Origin of the sequence: Jiangella muralis, from assembly GCF_001270745.1 — a bacterium.
Classification (GTDB): Bacteria; Actinomycetota; Actinomycetes; order Jiangellales; family Jiangellaceae; genus Jiangella; species Jiangella muralis.
On the sequence record NZ_KQ434751.1, the window covers coordinates 455,539 to 475,866 of the forward strand.

Here is a 20,328-nt window from a genome sequence, read left to right on the forward strand (position 1 = left end):
CGCGACGGCGGCACCATCGCGTTCGTCTCGACGCCCGGCCCGTACGCGTTCGCCGACGCGATGGACGCGCTGCAGCACGGCCTGCACGTCGTCGTGTTCTCCGACAACGTGCCGGTGGAGCAGGAGGTGCTGCTCAAGCGGGCGGCGCGCGAGCTCGGCCTGCTGGTCATGGGCCCGGACTGCGGGACGGCGGTGGTCGGCGGCGTCGGCTTCGGGTTCGCCAACGTGGTGCGGCCGGGGCCGGTCGGCATCGTGGCGGCGTCCGGCACCGGCGCGCAGCAGCTGCTCAGCCTGCTCGACGGCGCCGGCGTCGGCATCAGCCACTGCCTGGGCGTCGGCGGGCGCGACCTGTCCGCCGAGGTCGGCGGCGCGTCGACGCTCGCGGCGCTGGACCTGCTGGCCGGCGACGACGCGACCGAGGTGGTCGTCGTGGTCAGCAAGCCGCCCGCGGCGGAGGTCGCCGACGCCGTCCGCGAGCGGGCCGAGAAGCTCGGCAAACCGGTCGTGCTCGCGCTGCTCGGGCCCGGGCGGCCCGACCTCACCGCCGTCGCCGAGACCGTCGTGACCACGGCCGGGGCGCAGTGGCTGCCGCCGCGCTCGTGGCCGTCCACGGCCACCGCGACCGGGCCGCACATCCGCGGCCTGTACGCCGGCGGCACGCTGTGCGAGGAGGCGCGGCTGCTGGCCGACGCGGCGCTCGCCCCCGGCGGGCACACGTTCGTCGACTTCGGCGACGACACGTTCACGCTCGGCCGGCCGCACCCGATGATCGACAACTCGCTGCGGATCGAGCGGCTGCTGGCCGAGGCGCGCGACCCGTCCTGCGGTGTCGTCCTGCTCGACGTCGTGCTGGGCCACGGCGCGCACCCGGACCCGGCCGCGGAGCTGGCGCCGGCGATCGTCCGGGCCCGCAACCTCGCCGGGGGGCGTGGCCGCGACCTCGCCGTCGTCGTGGCGCTGGTCGGGACCGCCGACGACCCGCAGGGGCTGGAGGAGCAGGCGCGGACGCTGCGCGACGCGGGCGCGTCGGTGCACCTGTCGAATGCGGCAGCGGCCCGGGCGGCGATCACGCTGGTCAGCGGGGGTGCGGAGTGAACGATCTGCTGCGCGACGAGCCGCGCGTCGTCAGCGCCGGCGTCGACCTGTTCGCGGCCGCGCTGGCCGCCCAGGCGGTGCCGGTGACGACGGTCGCCTGGCGGCCGCCGGTCGCCGGGACGGAGCACGACCTCGCCCGCCTGCTGGCCGACCCGCGGCGTCCCGGCGCCAACGCGTCGGCGGTGTCGCGCATGCTGGCCGCGGGCGCCGACCTCGTCGACGTCCGCCCGGCCAGCGAGGTGCTCGGGCTGCGGCCGGGCCAGTTCCTGCACGCCGGGCCGCCGATCACGTGGGAGCGGGCGTCCGGGCCGCTGCGCGGCGCGCTGATCGGCGCGATGCTGGTCGAGGGCCTGGCGGCGACGCCGTCCGCGGCCGAGACCCTGCTGGCCGCGGGCTCCGGCGTCGAGTGGTCGCCGTGTCACGACCACGGCGGCGTCGGCCCGATGGCGGGGGTCGTGTCGCCGTCGATGTGGCTGTTCGAGCTGCGCGACGGCGAGCGGACGGCGTGGTGCTCGCTGAACGAGGGGCTCGGGACGGTGCTGCGCTACGGCGCGTACGGGCCGGAGGTCATCGAGCGGCTGCGGTGGATGTCGTCGGTGCTGGGTCCGTTGCTGCAGGCCGCTGTGCGGCGGGGCGGGCCGGTGGACGTCAAGGCGATCGTCGCGCAGATGGTCCAGATGGGCGACGAGGGGCACAACCGCAACCGCGCCGGCACGCTCATGCTGCTGCGCGACCTGCTGCCCGCGCTGGCCGCCGGCGGGGCGCCGGCGACGGACGTCGCGGACGTGGCGGCGTTCATCGGCGGGAACGACCACTTCTTCCTCAACCTCGTCATGCCGGCCGGGAAGCTGCAGACGGCGGCCGCCGCGGACCTCCCGGGCTGCACCGTCGTCACCACCATGGCCCGCAACGGCACCGACTTCGGCATCCAGGTGTCCGGGACGGGGTCGCGGTGGTTCACCGCGCCGGCCAACACGCCGTCCGGGCTCTACCTCGGCGCGTACGGCCCGGACGACGCGAACCCCGACATCGGCGACTCCGCGATCACCGAGACGATGGGGCTCGGCGGGTTCGCGATGGCCGCCGCGCCGGCGATCGTCCGCTTCGTCGGCGGCTCGGTGCCGGACGCGCTGGCGACCAGCCGGCTGATGTACGAGATCACGCTCGGCGAGAACCCGGCGTACGCGATCCCGATCCTGGAGTTCCGCGGCGCACCCACCGGCATCGACGTCACGCTGGTGACCCGCACGGGGGTGCTGCCGCAGATCAACACCGGCATCGCCGGCCGGGTCGCCGGCACCGGCCAGGTCGGCGCCGGCCTCGTCCAGCCGCCGATGGACTGCTTCACCGCGGCGCTGGCCGCGCTGGCGGCCGCCGCTCCCCCGCTCTGACGCCGCTCGGTAGCATGGTCGGTCGACCGATCGGGAGGCACTGTGGCGGACGCCGCGTCTGGGCAGCTCACCTTCGACCCAGAGGAGGAAGAGTCGCTCGGCGGACTCTTTCTCGGGGTCGGCGCGACCACGACCATGCGCGAGGACCGAACGCGAGACGGCATCCCCATGCCGCCGGCGCCGGCGCCACTGCTGACGACCAGGATCATGCTGCCCGGCCGTCCGGTGAAGCCCTCGCGGTTCGCAGGCGGCGGCACCGTGCTCGGCCAGACGTTCGACCAGATCCTGGAACGCGCCCGCGACAACACCCTGGGGCTCGAGATCGGGTTCGAGCAGCACCGCCGTTTCGCCCGCGGCGTCCAGGTGACGGGGTCGCGACTCTCGGGCCTGCTGGCGGTTCCCGAGGTCTTCGAGCCCCATCGAGCGAAGGTCGACGGCGAACTGCTCGTCTTCGCGCCCACGTCGCGAGACATCGCGCTCGTCGGGTCGGAGGAGCCCGAGCTGTGGGTCGCGTGGAGCTACGCGGTGATCGAGTACGCGGCAGCGCTGCCACCTGGGCTCAGCCCGCTTCTCTACCGGGTCGTGCCGGCCGACGATGCCGGCTCGGCCCGTCTCGAGGCGTGGGTTCCGGCGGCCGACGCGGAGTCGCGCAAGCTCTACGAGCGGGCCAGGCTGACGCAACTGGAGAACACCTACGGTCCGATGATGCAGGACGCGCTCGCCGATCAGTACAGCTATCGCGATGGGCCGGCCACCGTCGCGCGGCCGTTGGCCGCCTACAACGCCGATCTCGATGCCGTGCTCTCGTATGCCGTCTGGAACGTCCAGGATCCGCTGCCGTGCCTCGTCGCGCCCACCGACTCGATCGCGATCGACGTCTCGGGCACCGGCGAGGCGCCGCAGCTCTGGATCTCGCCAGCTGACCTGAGCAGGGTGCCGGGGGTGCGGCTGACCGAGACTCGCGAGTTCGGGCCACCGATCCGGGTGGCCGAGTTCACCGATCGAACCGCGTCCGGCGAGCTCGGCGGCTTGGTCGAAAGGCTCATCGAACACGGTGCCCGCACCGCCGCCGAACTCGGCGGCCTCGGCGAACCGGCGTCGATCCTCGACTGGGTGCCGAGCAAGAACGGCTGGTACGGCAAGCGCGCGAAGACGGCCACCACCTTCCCCACGCTGCAGTGGCCCGCCGCTTGACGTCAGGGGTGGCGGCCGCCCTCCGGGGTCAGGACCGAGCCGGCTGATCGAGGTCGGCGGGGGTGTCGACGTCGGCGGGCGAGCCGGTGCCGGTGCAGTCGACGAGCGTGACGAGGTCGGGGTGCGCCTGCATGAACGGGCGGGCCCCGACGTCGCCGTCGGCGAGCGCCGCGACCTCCGGCCAGACCGGCCGGGCCAGCAGGACGGGGTTGCCGCGGCGGCCGTCGTAGGTCGCCACCGCCACCGGCACGTCACCCGCCGCCCACGCCGTCCGCAGCCGCGTCACCGCCTCGACGCCGACCCACGGCTGGTCGACCAGCGCGACCACCACGGCATCGGTCGGCGCCCAGCTCAGCGCGCGCAGCCCGGCCCGCAGCGACGACCCCATGCCGGTGGCCCAGTCGGGGTTGTGGACGACCACCGCGCCCGGCACCGTCAGCGGCACCGCGCCGGAGACCACGACCACCGGCGCGCACCCGCCGCCCCTGAGCAGCGACACCGCGCGGTCGACCAGCCGCGATCCCTCGTACTCGACCAGCGCCTTCGGCCCGCCGTACCGGGAGCCCGACCCGGCGGCGAGGACCAGCCCGGCGACGTCAGACGGCATCGGCGCCCAGCGGTTCGCGGTGGATCGGCCCGGCGGTGTCACGCAGCCGCCGGCCGGAACCGCCCCAGCGTGCCGCGATGATCTCCGCGGCGATCGACACGGCGGTTTCCTCCGGCGTGCGGGCGCCAATGTCCAGGCCCAGCGGCGACGCCAGCCGGCCCAGCTCGTCCTCGGACAGCCCCTCCGCACGCAGCCGGGCCAGCCGGTCGTCGTGGGTGCGCCGCGACCCCATGACCCCGATGTACGCGGCCGGCGTGCGGACCGCGGCGGCCAGCAGCGGCACGTCGAACTTGGGGTCGTGGGTGAGCACGCAGATGACGGTGCGGGCATCGACGGTCGTCGATGCGAGGTAGTCGTGCGGCCACTTGACCACGACCTCGTCGGCGTCCGGGAAGCGTCGCGGCGTCGCGAACACCGGCCGCGCGTCGCACACCGTGACGTGGTAGCCGAGGAACCGGCCGACCCGGACCAGCGCGGCGGCGAAGTCGATGGCGCCGAACACCAGCATGCGCGGCCGCGGCGCGAACGACTGGACGAACACCTGCAGGTCGTCGAGCCGGCGCTCCCCCGAGGCGCCGTAGCGGCGGATGCCGGTCTGGCCCTGGTCGAGCATGCCGCGGGCGTCGTCGGCGACGGCGTCGTCGAGCCGCTGCCCGCCCAGCGACCCCGCGACGCGGTCCGGCCAGACGACGAGGTGCGCGCCGGTCTCCCCCGGCCCGGCGACGACGGTGGCGACGGCGACCGGCTCGGCGTCGTCGATGCTCGCCGCGACGTCGGCCAGTGCCGGGAACGTCGACCGGTCCACCGCCTCGACGAACACGTCGATGATCCCGCCGCAGGTCAGCCCGACCGCGAACGCGTCGTCGTCGCTGACGCCGTAGCGCTGCAGGACCGGCGGCCGGCCGGCCATGACCTCCTGCGCCAGCTCATACACGGCGCCCTCGATGCAGCCGCCGGAGACACTGCCGACCGCCTCGCCGGCCTGCGTGACGGCCATCGACGCGCCGGGCTGGCGCGGTGCGGACTGGAACGTGCTGACGACGGTCACCAGCCCGGCCCGCTCGCCGTCGCCGGCCGCCGTCACCAGCTCACGCATCACTTCGCGCACGCGCACCACCCCTCCGCGCCGGTTCACGTCCGGCTAGCAGCCCGGCCAACTCCTCCATCGCGCCCAGCGAATGGCCGGCGACGAGCCGGTCGACGTACGGAAGCGCCGCGCGCATCCCGCCGGTACTAGGACTGTATCCTTGATATCCCCGGTGCGGGTTGACCCACACGATGCGCCGGGCCAGCCGCGACAGCCGGGCCATCTGGGCCGCCAGCAGCGCCGGGTCGCCGCGTTCCCAGCCGTCGCTGCCGATGACGACGACGGCGCCGCGAGCGGTGCCACGCTGCCCCCACCGGTCCAGGAACTCCTTCAGCTCGTCGCCCAGCCGGGTGCCGCCGCTCCAGTCGTCGATGGCCACCGACGCCGCCGCCAGCGCCGCGGCCGGGTCGCGTCGCCGCAGCTCACGGGTCACGCGGGTGAGCCGGGTGCCGACGGTGAACACCTCGGTGCCGGGGCGCACGCGGCAGGCGGCGTGGGCGAAGCGCAGCAGCGTCTCGGCGTACGGCGCCATCGACCCGCTGACGTCGACGAGGAAGACCAGCCGCCGCTGCCGCCGTCCGTGCCGGTGCCGCCGCAGGTCGACCGGCTCCCCCCCGTGGCGCAACATGCTCCGCACGGTGCGGCGGGCGTCGACCGGGCCGGACGGCGACGGGCGCAGCCGGCGGGTGGCGCGGTCGGGCGCGGCCGGGAGCAGGGTGCTGACGTAGCGGTCGACCTCGGCGCGGTCGGCCCGGCTCAGCGTGGACACGTCGCGGTGTCGGAGTACCTCGACCCGGCTGGCGGTGGCGATGCGCTGCCGCTCCTGGTCGCGATCGTCGTCGGCACCGTCGCGCGCGCCGTCGCCGGAGTCGTCGGGCAGCGCGATCATCCGAGTGACCGGCGGGACGGTGACCCGCTGCGGCGGGCGGTCCGGGCGGCGGCCGAAGTGCGCCGCGAACACCCGGTCGTACCGTTCGACGTCCTCCGGCGACGCGCACAGGGTCACCCGGCCGGCCCAGTACACCGACCGCAGCGAACCGGCGCCGAGCACGTCCAGCGCCTCGAGCATGGCGTGCACCCGCGTCGGCGCGACGTCGACACCGGCCGCGGCCAGCCGCCGGGCGAACCCGACCACCTCGGCGTCGACGGCGATGCTCATGGCCGGCCGGCCAGTTCCGCGACCTCGCCCATGATGCGCTCGGTGTCCTCCTGGTACTTGAGCACCGCGCCCAGCGTCCGGGCCGCGAGGTCGGCCGACAGCTCGGTGGCGCCGAGCGCCGTCAGCGCCGTCACCCAGTCGATCGACTCGGCCAGCCCGGGCGGTTTCAGCAGGCCGGCGGCGCGCAGCCGCTGCACCGCGCGGGCGACGTCGTCGGCCAGCCGCGCGCTGACGTCCGGGAGGTGCCGGCGGATGACCGCGACCTCGCGCTCGAACGTCGGGTGCGCGAGCCAGTGGTAGAGGCAGCGCCGCTTCAGCGCGTCGTGCACCTCGCGGGTGCGGTTGCTGGTGACGACGACGACCGGCGGCGTCTCGGCGCGGACGGTGCCCAGTTCCGGGATGGAGATGGTGAAGTCGGACAGCACCTCCAGCAGGAACGCCTCGAACTCGTCGTCGGCGCGGTCGATCTCATCGACCAGCAGCACCGACGGCGTCGTCTCCAGCGCCCGCAGCAGCGGCCGGGCCAGCAGGAAGCGGCGGTCGTACAGCTCGTGCTCCAGCCGGTCGACGTCGGTGACGCCGGCCGCCTCGGCGGCGCGCAGGTGCAGCAGCTGGCGCGGGAAGTCCCAGTCGTACAGCGCCTGGGCGGCGTCGACGCCCTCGTAGCACTGCAGCCGGATCAGCGGCGCGTCGAGCACCCCGGCCAGCGCCTGCGCGAGCGACGTCTTGCCGACGCCGGCCTCGCCCTCGAGGAACAACGGCCGGCCCATGCGCAGGGCCAGGAACGCCGCCGTCGCCAGCCCTTCGTCAGCCAGATACCCCGCGGCGTCGAGCCGCCCGGCCAGTTCGCCGGGCGTGGTCGCGGCGCTGTCGATGTCCGCCATGACCCAACGCTACGCCGACGCGGCCACCGCGCGCTGCCGGGCCGGATCGGTCAGGAATCGAGAAGCGGCCGGACCACGCTCGCTTCTAGCGTCTCACCATGGACAACGAGACCTCTGACCAGACCCGCAAGAAGGGCGCCCCCGGCCGGTTGTCGCTGTGGTTCCAGCGACGGATGAACACGAAGACGGTCGGCAAGATCCGCCGGAAGGGCACGGCCCGGATGATGGGCATGGACATGCTCATCCTGCACACCGCCGGGCGCCGGTCCGGGCAGCCGTTCGAGACGCCCATCGCCTGGTACGCCGACGACCACGGCGGGCGGCTGGTCGTCGCGTCCGGCGGCGGCAGCGGCGACCCGAACTGGTACCTCAACCTGACGGCGCACCCGGACCGCGCCGCGGTCGAACTGCCCGGTGCGGAGAAGCTCCCGGTCACCCCGCACACGCTGGACGGGGCCGACCGCGACGAGGCGTGGCAGCAGATCGTCGCCGCCAACCCGCGGACCGCGAAGTACCAGAAGAAGAGCGACCGCCAGTACCCGGTCGTCCGGCTCAGCGAGCGCTGACAGTACGGCCCGGGCGGTGTCAGACTCGGGGCCATGAAATACGTGCTGCTGATCAGCGACGACGAGACGCGGTCGCCGAGCAACGAGGAGATGGACGCCGACCCGGTGCACCAGGCGTGGGAGGCCGACCTGAAGCGCCGTGGCGCCGAACGGCTCGGCGTGCGGCTGCGGCCGGTCGCGTCCGCCACGACGGTGCGGGTCCGCGACGGCGAGACGCTGGTGTCGGACGGACCGTTCGCCGAGACCAAGGACTTCGTCGGCGGCGTCGTGCTCATCGAGTGTGCCGACCTCGACGAGGCCATCGCCATCGCGGCCGGCCACTCGTATGCCCGGTGGGGCGGCGTCGAGATCCGCCCGGTCTGGGAATGACGGCGGACGCCGCCACGGTGCGGGCCGCGGTCGACGCGGCCTACCGGGACGAGTGGGGCCAGGTCGTCGCGGTGCTGATCGGGCTGACCCGCGACTGGGACCTCGCCGAGGACTGCGCGCAGGAGGCGTTCGCGACGGCGCTGACGGCGTGGCGGCGCGACGGCGTCCCGGACCGGCCGGGAGCCTGGCTCACCACGACGGCCCGGCGGCGCGCGACCGACCGGCTGCGCCGCGACGCCGCCGGACGGGCCAAGCTGCGCCAGCTGGCCGTGCTGGCGCGGGAGCCGGACGAGTCGGCCGCCGAGGAGATCCCGGACGAACGGCTGCGGCTGATCTTCACCTGCTGCCACCCGGCGCTGCCGTTCGAGGCCAGGGTCGCGCTGACGCTGCGGACGCTGGCCGGGCTGAGCACCGCCGAGATCGCCCGGGCGTTCCTCACCGCCGAGACCACGATGGCGCAGCGGATCGTCCGGGCCAAGCGCAAGATCGCCGACGCCGGCATCCCGTACCGCGTCCCGCCGGCCGAGCTGCTGCCCGAGCGGCTGGCGTCGGTGCTGGCCGTGCTCTACCTGATCTTCAACGAGGGCTACGGCGAGCACGACGCCAGCCGTGCGCTGACCGCGGAGGCGATCCACCTCGCCCGCGTGCTGGCCCGGCTCTTGCCCGACGAGCCGGAGCCGCGCGGGCTGCTCGCGCTCATGCTGCTGCACGAGGCCCGCCGGGCGACCCGCGTCGACGACGGCGTCCTCGTCCCGCTGGAGCGGCAGGACCGGTCCCGGTGGGACCGCGCGCTGATCGACGAGGGGGTCGCCGTCCTCGACGACGCGCTGGCGCTGCGCCGCGGCGGGCCGTACCAGGTGCAGGCCGCCATCGCCGCCTGCCATGCGACCGCGCCCGGCCCAGAGGGCACCGACTGGCCGCAGATCGCCGCCCTCTACGCCGAGCTGGCCCGGCTGGCGCCGTCGCCGGTGGTGGAGCTGAACCGGGCCGTGGCGGTCGCGATGGCCGACGGCATCCCGGCCGGTCTCGCGCTGGTCGACGAGCTGACGGCGTCCGGCCGGCTGGACGGGTACCACCTGCTGCCCGCGACCCGTGCCGACCTGCTGCGCCGTGACGGCCACACCGCCGAGGCGCGGGCCGCGTACGAGGAGGCGCTGCGGCTGGCGCCGTCGGAGCCCGACCGCCGGTACCTGACCGGCCGGTTGAACGCGCTCTGAAGTTTTTCGGCCCGGATGTCGATCCGCGGCCGGTTCCTTCGTCGGTGGGGCGACCGACTCCCCTGACGAAGGACCGACGATGTCGCACACCACAACGCTCTCCCCGGCCGCCACCCGGCCGCGGCTGGTGCTGACGCTCACCTGCGCCACCACGGCGATGGTGGGCCTGGACACCGCGATCGTGAACGTGGCGCTGCCGTCCATCCAGCGCGACATCGGCGGCGGCTACGCCGCCCTGCAGTGGGTGGTCGTCGCCTATGGCCTGCTACTCGGCGGATTCCTGCTGCTCGGCGGCCGGCTGGCCGACCGGCTGGGACGCCGGCGCGTCCTCGTCGCCGGACTGGCCGTGTTCACCGTCGCGTCGCTGGCCGCCGGCGCCGCCCATGGCCCCGGCCTGCTGATCGCGGCCCGCGGCGCGCAGGGGTTCGGCGCCGCGCTCCTCGTGCCGGCCGCCCTCTCGCTGCTGGCCGTCACGTTCCCCGAGGGCCGCGACCGGCATCGCGCGCTCGCCGTGGTCGGCGCCGTCGACGGTGCGGCCGGGGCGGCCGGCGTGGTGCTGAGCGGCCTGCTGACCGGCGGCCCCGGCTGGCGCTGGGCGTTTCTGATCAACGTCCCGGTCGGTCTGCTGCTCATCGCGCTGGCGACGGTGTTCCTCGTGGCCGATCGGCCCGAGGAGCGCACCGGCCGGTTCGACGTCGCCGGCGCGATCACGGCGACGGCCGCCCTGCTGCTGCTCGCCTACACCCTGCACCACGCCACCGGCCACGGCTGGCTGGCCGGGACGACGCTGGCGCTGTTCGCGGCCGCCGCCGCGCTGCTGGCGGTCTTCGTGCGGATCGAGCGCCGCAGCGCCGACCCGCTGCTGCCGCTCTCGATGCTGCGCAACCGGCCGCTGGTCGCCGCCAACGTCACCGGCTTCCTGGCCTTCGGCGCGCTCATGGCCTTCATCTTCGTCGGCTCGCTGCTGATGCAGCAGGTCCTCGGCTACTCCCCGGTCACGACGGGGCTGGCCTGGCTGGCCACGACGGTGACCATCGTCGTCGTCGCGATGGCCGGCGGACGGCTGGTCACCCGGGCCGGCGTGCGGACGTCGCTGGTCATCGGCCTGACGCTGCTCACCGTCGGGGCGTTGTGGCTGGCCCGGGTCCCCGCGGACGCCGCTTACGCGACGGACCTGCTGCCCGCCTTCCTGCTGGCAGGCGTCGGGTTCGGGTTGTGCGGGCCGGCGGTGCAGATCGGGGCGCTGACCGGGGTGTCGCAGCCGGCCGCAGGGCTGGCGTCCGGGCTGGTCGAGACGGCGCGCGAGCTGGGCGGCGCCGCCGGGGTCGCCGTCGTGGCGGCGGTGCTGGTGTCCGGGTCCGGGCTGGACGGGTTCCGCGCGGCGTTCGGGTTCGTCGCCGTCCTGGCCGTGCTCGGGGTGATCACCGCGGCCGCCGGGTTCGGCCGCAAATCCGGTTGCGCCGCGGCGCCCGATGCCTGACGCTCATCCTCGTGGCCGGCCCGTTACGCCGCGACCCCGCGTTCCGGTCCTTGTTCGCGGCGCGGACCATCTCCTTCCTCGGCGACTCGCTCAGCCTGGTCGCGCTGATGCTGCACGTGGCCGACACCGCCGGCCAGGCGCTCGCGGTCGCGCTGCTGCTGCTCGTCGGCGACCTCGCGCCGGCGCTGTTCAGCCCGCTGGCCGGCGCGGTCGCCGACCGGTGGGACCGGCGCCGGGTGATGATCGGCTGCGAGCTGGCGCAGGCCGGGCTGCTCGTCGCGATCGCGGTGGCGCTGCCGCCGCTGCCGCTGCTGCTGGTCCTGGCCGGAGTCCGGGCGGTGGCCGGGCAGGTGTTCCTGCCGGCGTCGCGGGCCGCGGTGGCCACGCTGGTGCCGCCGCGCGAGCAGGCCGCGGCGAACTCGGCGCTCGGGCTGGCGACCAACGGCGGCGAGGCGGCCGGGCCGCTGGTCGCGGCGGCGCTGTTCCCGCTGGTCGGGGTGCGCGGTGTGCTGCTGGTGGACGCGGCGACGTTCCTGCTGTCGGCGCTGCTGCTGCTCCGGCTGCCCGCGCTGCCGCCGTCGGGGCCGGCCGCGGCGCGGGGCGGACTGCTCGACGACGCCCGCGCGGGACTCGGGTACCTGTGGCGCGAGCCGGCGCTGCGGATCATCGGCCTCGGCTTCTGCGCCGTCGTCGCGTTCAACGGCATCGACGACGTCGCGCTGATCGTGCTGGCCAAGGACACCTTCGACGCCGGCTCCTCCGCCGCCGCCGTGCTGCTGGCCGCCGTCGGGCTCGGGCTGTTCGCCGGGTACGCGCTGCTGGCGCGCTGGTCGTCACGGGCGTCGCTGCCGTGGCTGCTGATCGCCGGGTTCGCCGTCAGCAGCGTCGGGAACCTGTTCACCGGGCTGGCGTGGGCGGTCGGGGCGGCGTTCGCGCTGCAGGCCGTGCGCGGCCTCGGCATCGCCGCCATGGACGTCGCCACGAACACCCTGCTGCCACGGCTGGTGCCGGACGCGCTGCTCGGGCGGGTGTTCGGCAACCTCTACGGGGCGATCGGGCTGGCCGCCGGCCTGTCGTACGTGGCCGGCGGCCTGCTGCTGGACGCGACGTCGGCGCCGGTCACGTTCCTCATCGCGGGCGCGGGCGGCACCCTGGCCACCGTCGCCGTCGCCGTCGCACTCCCCCGCGCGCTGCGCCGTCGCTGAGCTCGTCAGCCCTGGGCCAGCAGCCCGGCCAGGCGCTCGTACTGCTCGACGATGCCCTTGGCCATGCCCGTGAACACGGCGAAGTCGAGTACGTCCGGCGACGGGAACGTGGTCAGCCAGTGCACCCGGGTGCCACCGTCGACCTCCTCGAACGTGATGGTCTCGATGGCGGGCGGGCCGGGTGGCCCCTGCTCCGGCGCGGTCGTGCGGACCAGCCGCTTCGGCGGGTCGACCTCGAGGTACTCCCCGACGAAGGCGACGGCGCCGTTGATCCACTTCCAGCGGCCGCCGGGGCGCAGGTCCAGCTCGGCCACCTCGGTGGTGGTGCCGTGCGGGCCGATCCAGCGGGCCAGGTGCTCCGCCGTCGTCATGGCGGTCCACACCAGCTCGCGTGGCGCGGCGAACACCCGCTCGATGAGCAGGTCCGATCCCTCGGCGACGACGGTGGTGGCCGCGTCGCCCAGCTCGCGTCGGGTCATGGCCGTTCTCCCTTCTGCAGGTCGGTGAGGTACTGGTCCAGCCGGTCGAAGCTGTCGCCCAGGAACTCGCGGTACTGCCCCATCCAGGTGACGATGTCGCGCAGCGGTTCCGCGCGCAGCCGGCAGGACCGCCACTGCGCCCGCCGGGTCTGCTCGATCAGCCCGGCCCTCTGCAGCACCTTCACGTGCTTCGAGATGGCCGGCAGCGAGACGTCGAACGGCTCGGCCAGCTGGCCGACGGTGGCCTCGCCGCGGGTCAGCCGGGCCAGGATGGCGCGCCGCGTCGGGTCGGCCAGAGCGGTGAACGTCGCCGTGAGCGCCTCGGCCTCGACCGTCATTTTCCCCTCCAGTTAATTAACTACACAGGAAAGTATGAAATCGGCCAAGAAAAGTCAAGTGATCGTGTGAACCGGATCGCACCCTCGCACGTCTTACGTGCACGGGCCGGATCGGCGGCGGGTAGTTGATCCATGCGGGGTCCGTGACCGTGACGATGCTCCCGACGTTGGGCGGCTGCGGGCTCAGCGATCGTTGGCAGCACTTTGTGACCGCCTGTGCGGCGCCGGTCACCACGGTCACGCCGCCGCCGATCCGTCCCGTGCCAGGCCCATGGAGGCCGGCACCCCCGGGCGCACGAGAAGGCCGCTCCGCCAGTTGGGGGGCAAGAGGCGGAGCGGCCCCCGTTGAATCCATGGTAGCCCAGCGTGACCGTCTTGTCGCACTAAGTAACGGTCCGTCCGCTGACCTGCGCCGATACTGCGGCCGATTCGGCGAGAAACTCCCCCGACCCATGCAACCCGCGGGCACGCTGAGGAGTGATTGATGGTGAGAGAGCCGATACCCGGTCGCACCGTCCGGGACGGCAGTCAGGAGGTCCATCATGATCATCCGGCAACGGCTCCGGCGCACCGCGATCGCGCTCGCCACGGCCACGATCGTTCCGCTCGGCCTGCTCGCGACCAGCACGGCCGCGGACGCGGCGACGACCACCTACAAGGGCCGCATCACCGAGGGCGTGAACGCGCGCAGCGCCCCGACGTCGGCGTCGACCAAGGTGGGGTCGTACGCGAAGGGCGCGACCATCACCATCCAGTGCAAGGTGTACGGCCCGGCGGTCAGCGGCAACAGCCTCTGGTACAAGGTGGCGAACGGCCGCTGGGTGAGCGCCCGCTACGTCGCCAACATCGGGGCGGCGCCGCGCTTCTGCGGCGACGGCAAGGAGTACACCGGCCGGGTGGCCTCGTCCACGGCCCTGGCGGTGCGCAGCGGGCCCTCGACGGCCAACGCGAAGGTCAGCTCGATCCCGCGCGGCGCGCAGATGTCCATCGTCTGCAAGGTCGACGCGCAGAACGTCGACGGCAACCGGCGCTGGTACCAGCTGACGGGTGACGGCGGCGGCCAGTGGGTGTCGGCCCGCTACGTGACGAACGTCGGCGCGGCCCCGCCGTACTGCTGAGCCCTCCCAAGGAAGTCGACGGCGCCGCCCTCACACAACCGGGGCGGCGCCGTCGACTTTCACCCGCGCGTCGTCCGGTCCCTGGTTGGACAGAGGACCCCGCGAGTTTGGTATGGTTACGCAGCCGCTGGCGCTGCACGAAGGCGCCGCAAAGTCCGGGTGGCGGAATAGGCAGACGCGCTAGCTTGAGGTGCTAGTCCCCGTCAAGGGGGTGGGGGTTCAAGTCCCCCCTCGGACACGCCCACTTAGCCTCACCCCTGGCACCAGCTCCGCTCGGAGCTGATGTGCCAGGGGTTCGTAGGTCAGATCCAGACCCAACTCCTCGTAGAGCTCGCCCTTCTCGTCATCCGTCGCGTCGGCAAGAGCCGACGCCAGGCCGCCCACGTAGTCGATTGCCGCGCGGCGACCTGGTGTTCTCGCTCTTCAGGCGATCCCGTTCGAGCGAGCGGGCGGACAGCTCCGAGATCGGGATCTCTGGCGCGTCACCCGCCCCTCGACTGCCGACACGAGATTGGCGATCTTGCGTTCGAGAGCGGCGTGCTTCCCCCGCAGAGCCTCGATCCGCGCTGCATCTGCCTCGTCTGGCCCGCTCGCTGCCGCGATGGGCAGTGAGCCTCGGCCGAGGACGATCTCGTCCATCGGCCGAGGCCACACGTCTGTACCGGTGAAGCGGGCCGAGTGCTGTCGTCCGCGGAGTTCACGGCGGTCTCGGTGCGCACCGCCCGCGGGGATCGTCAGCGCCTGACGCGGTATTTGAGGTGGGTGACCGCGGGACTCGAGCTCGACTCGACCTGGTCGAAGGTGAGCGCCCCGAGGCCGTCCAGGAGCCGTTCACCGTCGCCGAGGGTGAACGGTGCGAGGTGCAGCACCAGCTCGTCGAGCAGGCCCGCGGCCAGGTACTGCCGCAGGGTGTTCGCGCCGCCGGCGATCTGAACGTCCAGGTCCCCGGCGGCCTCGCGGGCCCGTTCCAGGGCCGACTCGATGCCGGCGGTGACGAAGTGGAAGGTGGTCCCGCCCTTCATCGTCACAGGGTCACGCGGATGGTGGGTGAGCACGTACACCGGCGCGTGGTAGGGCGGCTCGTCGTCCCAACCAGTCCAGGACAGGTCCCACTGGCCGCGAACCGGGCCGAACATGTTGCGGCCCATGACGAACGCGCCGGTCGGTCCCTCCTGGAATCCCGGCGAGTTCGCTTGGTCGTCCTCCCACTCGAAGAGGCGCAAGCCGCCTCGGCCGAACGGGTCCTCCAGGCTCTGGTCGGGTCCGGAGAGGTAGCCGTCGGCAGAGACGGTGATGTCGGCCTTCACGATTCCCACCGTTTACTCCTTTCGTTGGTGCCAGCCGGGTCGTGGCCGGCAGTTGTGGTGGTCACTGCCGATGAGCAGTGAGTCGTGGCGGTGGTTGGGCGGCGACTCGGGGCCGACGTCGTCGAGGTGGATCGTGGGCGGGCGCACTCGGAGGTGGCCCACCGGTGACGCTCGTCGGCACGAGAAGCACGCCGACGGTGACCAGGAGCGTCCCGAGGAGGTGCCATGCCGTGAGGTCTTCCGACAGCAGCAGGAACGCGCTGAGCACGCCGACCACGGGAACGAGGTTCAGGATGGCGCCGGCGAGGCTTGCGGCCACACTCCGGATCGCGTGGTTGTAGAGGACGAAGCTGCCCGCGTAGAAGACGCCGCCGACGATTACCGCGACCGCCCAGTAGCGAAGGGGAACCGCGTCCGGAACCCGTGCGCGACCTGTTGCCCACATGCTCGCCGTGACGGCGAGGGTGAGCATGCCGGCGAAGCTGAACTGGACGGTCGTCATCATCAACGGGTCCTGCACCCTGACCGTCCGCGCCGCCAGGACGACGTACACGGCCGCCGACGCCGACGAGGCGAGGATGAGGACGTCGCCGAGGTTGAAGCCGTCCGCGACGTCGAACCTGCCCAGCGCCAGCACGCCGCAGACCGCGACGGCGACTCCGAGCAGCCCCCTGGCCTGGAGCCGTTCGCCGAGGACGATCCAGGCGAGCGTGAGGACGAAGCACGACTCGGTCACCGAGATGACCGAGGCGTTCGACGCCGACGTGAACAGCAGCCCCACCGTGAGGCCGCCATAGGCCAGCGCCGGCTCGAACAGTCCGAGTGTCGCCGCTCGCCACACGCCGGTGCTCGACAGGCCGCCTCGGACCAGCACCATCGCCCAGAGAACCATGGAGGCCGCGAGCAGCTTGATCGTCAGCATCGTCATCGGGTCGAAGCCGTTGAGTGCATACTTCGTGCCTGTCGTCGCCAGGCCCCAGCCCACCGCGGCGGCGACCAGGATCAAGCGACCGCTCGCGCCGCCGAGACTGCGGCCGGCCGGCTGGTCTCCGGGCACGGCCGCGAGGCGCCTCTGGGCGTCCATGGTGTCTCCTCACACGTTCGCGGGATCGGTCCGACACCTTCAGCCTGCTGGGCCTTCTCGATGGCGTCTACGACGACTCCCCCACGTATCGCGCCATCGCCGGGATTCACCCCGGGCGATGGCGCGATATGTGGGCTGCATGTCGTAGACGACACGCAGGAACCGAGGCATGTTGGATGCCATGACCCCGGCAGGCACGGCTCTCGACGACAGGCCGGTTCCGTCTCGTCAGCGTCTCGTCGCGGTGCTGGCGCATGGCCGGTCAGCCCGGCTCGCCGGTCTCGGGCTCCTGGTGATCGCTAGCTCGCTCGTCCCGCTGGCGGGTCCGCAACTGCTTCGCAGGTTCATCGATCACGCGGTGCTCGGCCGGCCGTTGTCCGTACTGGCGTCCATCGCCGGCGGCTATCTCGCGGTCTCGCTGATCCAACAGGCACTCGCCGTCGCCGTGTCCTACGCCAGCGCTCAGCTGGTCTGGGGTGCCACCAACGACCTTCGCGAACAGGTCGCACGCCACACGCTCGAGCTCGACCTGTCGTTCCACGACGGGCACTCGCCCGGCGAGCTGATCGAGCGGACCGACGGCGACGTCACGGCGTTGTCGTCGTTCGTCTCGTCGTTCGTCATCCAGGTCGTGGGCGGCACGCTGACACTGCTCGGAGTTCTTGTGGTGGTCCTGCTCGAGGACTGGCGGATCGGTCTGGGCATGGTCGGCTTCGCCCTCGTGGGCGCGGTCACGATCTTCCGGTTGCGCAACGTCGCGGTGCCACGCGCGATCGAACGCCGAGCCGCCTCGGCACGCTTGTTCGGCGAGATCGAGGAGCGTCTCAACAGCGCCGACGACCTGCGCGCGAACGGCGGCGGCGCCCACGCGGTGCGGAAGTTCCAGCGGACCCTGGCGTCGTTCATCCATACCTCGGTCCGGGCGTCACGAGCGATGCGCACGACGTGGGCCATCACGGGCGCCGTCTTCGCCGCGGGCGGCGTGCTGAGCCTGTTGGCCGGGGCGGTCCTCTTCGAGACCGGCGTCATCAGCCTGGGCACGGTCTACCTGTTGTTCCGATACACCAGCCTGCTGCGTGAGCCGCTCGACCTGATCGCCGAGCAGCAACAGGTCGCACAGGAGGCGATCGCGGGTTTCGCTCGTGTCCAGGAACTGCTCGACGAACGGCCGACGATTCGCGACACCGGCCGCCGTTCGCTGCCGCCTGGGCCGCTGGGCGTCGAACTCGACGGTGTCAGCTTCGCCTACCCGAACGGCGCGAAGATCCTGCACGGGGTCGACCTCGACCTGCGACCCGGCAGCGTCCTCGGCGTCGTCGGACCCACCGGGAGCGGCAAGACCACGCTGTCCCGGCTGTTGCTGCGGTTGCTCGACCCGACCGACGGCACCGTGCGTATCGGCGGCGCCGACGTACGTGACGTACCGCTGGGCGACCTGCGCCGCCGGGTCGCCATCGTGACACAGAACGTTCAGCTCTTGGAGGCGACCGTGCGGGACAACCTCACCCTGTTCGGGGCCTACGAGCACGACGAGCGCGAGCTGGTCGGCTTGCTGGCGGACCTGGGCCTCGGACCCTGGTACGCGGCGCTGCCGGATGGACTGGACAGCATGCTCGGCCCCGGCGGCGAAGGCCCGTCGGCGGGAGAGGCACAGCTGGTCGCGTTCGCCAGGGTGTTCCTACGCGATCCTGGGCTCGTGGTCCTGGACGAGGCGACGTCGCGGCTGGACCCGCACAGCGAGGAACGGATCGAGCGGGCGGTGGACAGGCTGCTGACCGGTCGGACGGCGATCCTGATCGCGCATCGCCTCGGCACCCTCGACCGGGCGGACGAGATCCTGCTGCTCGACCGCGGCCGCGTCGTGGAGCACGCTGCTCGACAGGCTCTGGTCGACGACACCGAGTCGCGGTTCGCCGGCCTGATCGCGACGGCATCGACGGGTGCGCCGCGATGAGTGACCAGCGGTTGTCGCCGTGGCGTGCGGCCGGGCGGATCTCCCGCTACCGGATCGGCCTGTTCTCGTTGGAGTTCGCGCGGCTGGTCGCCTGGAACGGCTCGATGCTCGTCATCGGCTGGTTGCTGCAGCAGCTGTTCGATGCGCTCGCCGGCTCCGCTCCGGCCGAGTTCGGCGCCTACGAGCTCCTCGCCGTGCTGGCTGCGGCGGAAGCCGCCAGGCTCACCATGATCTGGAGCGGCGTGGTGGGCGACAAGTGCTGGCAGCACATGCGCGGCCTCATGCGGCTCAACCTGCTGCGCGCCCTGCTGCGAAGCGGCGGGCCCGACGCCGGTACGTCGGCGACATCCTCCGGCGAGGCGGTGAGCCGGTTCCGCGACGACGTCGAGGACTTCCTCGCCTTCCTCCAGTCCGTGACCCTTGCGGCCGGGAAGGTCGTCCTGCTGGCCGGGTCGATGGTGATCATGCTGTCCGTGGAGCCGGTCGTCGCGGTGGCGGTCGTCCTGCCACTTGTCGCGGTCGTCGTCGTCACCCGGTTGGCCAGTACGCGGATCCGCACGTACCGGGCCGCCTATCGGCAGTCCTCGGCGGCGGTGACGGGCCTGATCGCGGAGATGTTCGGCTCGGTGCTGGCGGTGAAGTCCGCCAACGCGGGCAACCACCTCGTCCAGCACCTGGCGGGCTTGAACGAGCGCCGCCGCCGCACCGGGCTGAAGGATCACCTGGTCACGCAGCTGCTGTGGAAGTTCAACCGCGCGACCGTGGACCTGAGCGTCGGCGTGGTCCTGCTGCTGGCCGCTCCCGCCTTGCACGGCGGCAGCTTCACCGTCGGCGACCTCGCCCTGTTCGTCAACTACACCAGCATCCTCGTCTGGGTGCCGTACTACATCGGGCAGATGCTGACCCGGCATGGTCAGGCCGGCGTCGCGATCGACCGGATGGCGGCGCTCCTTCCCGCGGGAGAGCCGGAAGCACTCGTCGCCCATCGCCCGCTCGACGCTCCTGAGCAGCCGCCCGGACCGACCGCCTCAGACGGCCACGCCGCGCTGGAGCGGCTCACCGTGTGCGCTCTCACGGCCACGCACGCCGCGTCCGGCCGTGGCGTCTTCACCGTGAGCTTCACCTTGGAGCGCGGCAGGTTCACGGTCGTCACCGGTCCGGCGGGTGCGGGCAAGACGACGCTGCTGCGGGCGGTGCTCGGGCTCCTTCCGGCCGAGGGCGGAGCCGTCTACTGGAACGGCGACGTCGTCCGGGACCGGGCGGCGTTCCTGGTACCGCCGCGATCGGCGTACGTGCCGCAGGTGCCGGGACTGTTCAGTGAGTCGCTTCGGGAGAACCTCCTGCTCGGGCACGAGGATGCGTCAGCCCTGCGATCTGCGGTGCACGCCGCCGTCCTCGATCGGGATGTGGTGACGATGCCGTCCGGGATCGACACGCAGGTCGGCGCGCGGGGCGTCCGGCTGTCCGGCGGGCAGGTGCAGCGCGCCGCGATTGCACGGGCGCTGGTGCGTCGCACCGATCTGCTGGTCCTGGATGACGTGTCGAGCGCGCTCGACGTCGAAACCGAGCGCCGGCTGTGGGACCGGCTGCTCGCCGACGCCGACCGCACGCTGCTGGTCGTCTCGAACCGGCCGGCCACCATCGCGCGGGCCGACCAGGTCATCCGCCTCGACCAGGGCCGGGTCCCCGTCCGGATCGATGCGCCGGACCGTACCGGCCGGTGTCGCCGCACGATGTCGCAATCTGTGGGCAGTATGTCGTAGACGCCATCGGTCGTCAGTGGGCAGACTGATC

General features: G+C 73.1%; 19 protein-coding genes and 1 tRNA gene. 12 read left to right on the forward strand and 8 right to left on the reverse strand.

Annotation, left to right across the window (positions count from 1 at the left end; all coding sequences use genetic code 11):
- The 3 genes from ACW62_RS02090 to ACW62_RS02100 form a co-directional block, all read left to right on the forward strand.
- A partial coding sequence (locus ACW62_RS02090; RefSeq protein ID WP_205629080.1) for a hypothetical protein occupies window positions 1–1,095 on the forward strand: 1,095 nt, incomplete at its 5' end.
- The gene (locus ACW62_RS02095; RefSeq protein WP_053202402.1) at window positions 1,092–2,486 is read left to right on the forward strand and encodes a YlbE family protein; all 1,395 of its coding nucleotides are present in this window, start codon (window positions 1,092–1,094) and stop codon (window positions 2,484–2,486) included. The genes ACW62_RS02090 and ACW62_RS02095, both read left to right, overlap by 4 nt.
- 42 nt (window positions 2,487–2,528) lie before the next feature.
- Window positions 2,529–3,680 carry a hypothetical protein gene (locus tag ACW62_RS02100; protein ID WP_053202403.1) on the forward strand — a complete coding sequence of 384 codons (1,152 nt, stop codon included), beginning with the start codon at window positions 2,529–2,531 and terminating at the stop codon, window positions 3,678–3,680.
- 28 nt (window positions 3,681–3,708) lie between these two features.
- Here the strand turns inward: ACW62_RS02100 and ACW62_RS02105 are convergent, their stop codons facing one another.
- The 4 genes from ACW62_RS02105 to ACW62_RS02120 are packed head-to-tail and all read right to left on the reverse strand — an operon-like array spanning window position 3,709 to window position 7,417.
- On the reverse strand, window positions 3,709–4,287 hold the full coding sequence (locus ACW62_RS02105; RefSeq protein ID WP_053202404.1) for a nucleotidyltransferase family protein: 579 nt from the start codon (window positions 4,285–4,287) through the stop codon (window positions 3,709–3,711).
- Window positions 4,277–5,395 (reverse strand): XdhC family protein, encoded by a 1,119-nt coding sequence (locus tag ACW62_RS02110; RefSeq protein ID WP_053202588.1) that lies wholly within the window; start codon window positions 5,393–5,395, stop codon window positions 4,277–4,279. The genes ACW62_RS02105 and ACW62_RS02110 overlap by 11 nt, the downstream gene beginning before the upstream one ends.
- On the reverse strand, window positions 5,376–6,533 hold the full coding sequence (locus ACW62_RS02115) for a vWA domain-containing protein (RefSeq protein ID WP_053202405.1): 1,158 nt from the start codon (window positions 6,531–6,533) through the stop codon (window positions 5,376–5,378). Before ACW62_RS02115 ends, ACW62_RS02110 begins: the two co-directional genes overlap by 20 nt.
- Window positions 6,530–7,417, reverse strand: coding sequence for an AAA family ATPase (locus tag ACW62_RS02120; RefSeq protein WP_053202406.1), 888 nt, complete (start codon window positions 7,415–7,417; stop codon window positions 6,530–6,532). The genes ACW62_RS02115 and ACW62_RS02120 overlap by 4 nt, the downstream gene beginning before the upstream one ends.
- Before the next feature lie 98 nt (window positions 7,418–7,515).
- On the opposite strand from ACW62_RS02120, the gene ACW62_RS02125 reads away from it, so the two are divergent.
- From ACW62_RS02125 to ACW62_RS02145, 5 genes are all read left to right on the forward strand, one after another.
- Complete coding sequence (locus ACW62_RS02125; protein WP_053202407.1) at window positions 7,516–7,983, forward strand: nitroreductase family deazaflavin-dependent oxidoreductase; 468 nt, start codon at window positions 7,516–7,518, stop codon at window positions 7,981–7,983.
- Between the two features lie 33 nt (window positions 7,984–8,016).
- Window positions 8,017–8,352 (forward strand): YciI family protein, encoded by a 336-nt coding sequence (locus ACW62_RS02130; RefSeq protein WP_053202408.1) that lies wholly within the window; start codon window positions 8,017–8,019, stop codon window positions 8,350–8,352.
- Window positions 8,349–9,569, forward strand: coding sequence for an RNA polymerase sigma factor (locus ACW62_RS02135; RefSeq protein ID WP_053202409.1), 1,221 nt, complete (start codon window positions 8,349–8,351; stop codon window positions 9,567–9,569). Before ACW62_RS02130 ends, ACW62_RS02135 begins: the two co-directional genes overlap by 4 nt.
- A gap of 79 nt (window positions 9,570–9,648) precedes the next feature.
- Window positions 9,649–11,049: an MFS transporter gene (locus ACW62_RS02140; RefSeq protein WP_083459034.1), complete on the forward strand. Its 1,401-nt coding sequence runs from the start codon at window positions 9,649–9,651 to the stop codon at window positions 11,047–11,049.
- 11 nt (window positions 11,050–11,060) lie between these two features.
- Window positions 11,061–12,254, forward strand: coding sequence for an MFS transporter (locus ACW62_RS02145; protein WP_083459117.1), 1,194 nt, complete (start codon window positions 11,061–11,063; stop codon window positions 12,252–12,254).
- A 5-nt stretch (window positions 12,255–12,259) separates the two neighbouring features.
- Here ACW62_RS02145 and ACW62_RS02150 read toward each other — a convergent pair whose 3' ends face one another.
- Together ACW62_RS02150 and ACW62_RS02155 are read right to left on the reverse strand one after the other, a co-directional pair.
- Entirely contained in the window at window positions 12,260–12,733 is a 474-nt protein-coding gene (locus ACW62_RS02150) for an SRPBCC domain-containing protein (RefSeq protein ID WP_053202410.1), read from the reverse strand.
- Window positions 12,730–13,071 (reverse strand): ArsR/SmtB family transcription factor, encoded by a 342-nt coding sequence (locus tag ACW62_RS02155; RefSeq protein WP_053202411.1) that lies wholly within the window; start codon window positions 13,069–13,071, stop codon window positions 12,730–12,732. The genes ACW62_RS02150 and ACW62_RS02155 overlap by 4 nt, the downstream gene beginning before the upstream one ends.
- A 542-nt stretch (window positions 13,072–13,613) precedes the next feature.
- Between ACW62_RS02155 and ACW62_RS02160 the strand changes: the two genes are divergently transcribed.
- Both ACW62_RS02160 and ACW62_RS02165 read left to right on the forward strand, forming a co-directional pair.
- Entirely contained in the window at window positions 13,614–14,189 is a 576-nt protein-coding gene (locus ACW62_RS02160; protein WP_053202412.1) for an SH3 domain-containing protein, read from the forward strand.
- Between the two features lie 153 nt (window positions 14,190–14,342).
- Window positions 14,343–14,427 (forward strand) — tRNA-Leu (locus ACW62_RS02165).
- Between the two features lie 496 nt (window positions 14,428–14,923).
- On the opposite strand, the gene ACW62_RS02170 is transcribed toward ACW62_RS02165, so the two are convergent.
- Both ACW62_RS02170 and ACW62_RS02175 read right to left on the reverse strand, forming a co-directional pair.
- The gene (locus ACW62_RS02170) at window positions 14,924–15,505 is read right to left on the reverse strand and encodes a dihydrofolate reductase family protein (protein WP_053202413.1); all 582 of its coding nucleotides are present in this window, start codon (window positions 15,503–15,505) and stop codon (window positions 14,924–14,926) included.
- Window positions 15,506–15,557: 52 nt separating this feature from the next.
- The gene (locus ACW62_RS02175) at window positions 15,558–16,580 is read right to left on the reverse strand and encodes a DMT family transporter (protein ID WP_053202414.1); all 1,023 of its coding nucleotides are present in this window, start codon (window positions 16,578–16,580) and stop codon (window positions 15,558–15,560) included.
- A gap of 292 nt (window positions 16,581–16,872) precedes the next feature.
- Here ACW62_RS02175 and ACW62_RS02180 point away from each other — a divergent pair, with 292 nt between their 5' ends.
- The gene (locus tag ACW62_RS02180) at window positions 16,873–18,534 is read left to right on the forward strand and encodes an ABC transporter ATP-binding protein (RefSeq protein WP_169791965.1); all 1,662 of its coding nucleotides are present in this window, start codon (window positions 16,873–16,875) and stop codon (window positions 18,532–18,534) included.
- Window positions 18,531–20,297, forward strand: coding sequence for an ATP-binding cassette domain-containing protein (locus tag ACW62_RS02185; protein WP_053202416.1), 1,767 nt, complete (start codon window positions 18,531–18,533; stop codon window positions 20,295–20,297). The genes ACW62_RS02180 and ACW62_RS02185 overlap by 4 nt, the downstream gene beginning before the upstream one ends.
- Window positions 20,298–20,328: the final 31 nt, after the last annotated feature.

Bases quoted from the DNA above. Each gene is read 5' to 3' on its own strand.
- ACW62_RS02125 (WP_053202407.1), top strand. From the start codon at position 7,516: ATGGACAACGAGACCTCTGACCAGACCCGCAAGAAGGGCGCCCCCGGC.
- ACW62_RS02150 (WP_053202410.1), bottom strand. From the start codon at position 12,733: ATGACCCGACGCGAGCTGGGCGACGCGGCCACCACCGTCGTCGCCGAG.
- ACW62_RS02155 (WP_053202411.1), bottom strand. From the start codon at position 13,071: ATGACGGTCGAGGCCGAGGCGCTCACGGCGACGTTCACCGCTCTGGCC.
- ACW62_RS02185 (WP_053202416.1), top strand. From the start codon at position 18,531: ATGAGTGACCAGCGGTTGTCGCCGTGGCGTGCGGCCGGGCGGATCTCC.
- ACW62_RS02115 (WP_053202405.1), bottom strand. From the start codon at position 6,533: ATGAGCATCGCCGTCGACGCCGAGGTGGTCGGGTTCGCCCGGCGGCTG.
- ACW62_RS02130 (WP_053202408.1), top strand. From the start codon at position 8,017: ATGAAATACGTGCTGCTGATCAGCGACGACGAGACGCGGTCGCCGAGC.
- ACW62_RS02105 (WP_053202404.1), bottom strand. From the start codon at position 4,287: ATGCCGTCTGACGTCGCCGGGCTGGTCCTCGCCGCCGGGTCGGGCTCC.
- ACW62_RS02140 (WP_083459034.1), top strand. From the start codon at position 9,649: ATGTCGCACACCACAACGCTCTCCCCGGCCGCCACCCGGCCGCGGCTG.
- ACW62_RS02120 (WP_053202406.1), bottom strand. From the start codon at position 7,417: ATGGCGGACATCGACAGCGCCGCGACCACGCCCGGCGAACTGGCCGGG.
- ACW62_RS02175 (WP_053202414.1), bottom strand. From the start codon at position 16,580: ATGGACGCCCAGAGGCGCCTCGCGGCCGTGCCCGGAGACCAGCCGGCC.
- ACW62_RS02160 (WP_053202412.1), top strand. From the start codon at position 13,614: ATGATCATCCGGCAACGGCTCCGGCGCACCGCGATCGCGCTCGCCACG.
- ACW62_RS02135 (WP_053202409.1), top strand. From the start codon at position 8,349: ATGACGGCGGACGCCGCCACGGTGCGGGCCGCGGTCGACGCGGCCTAC.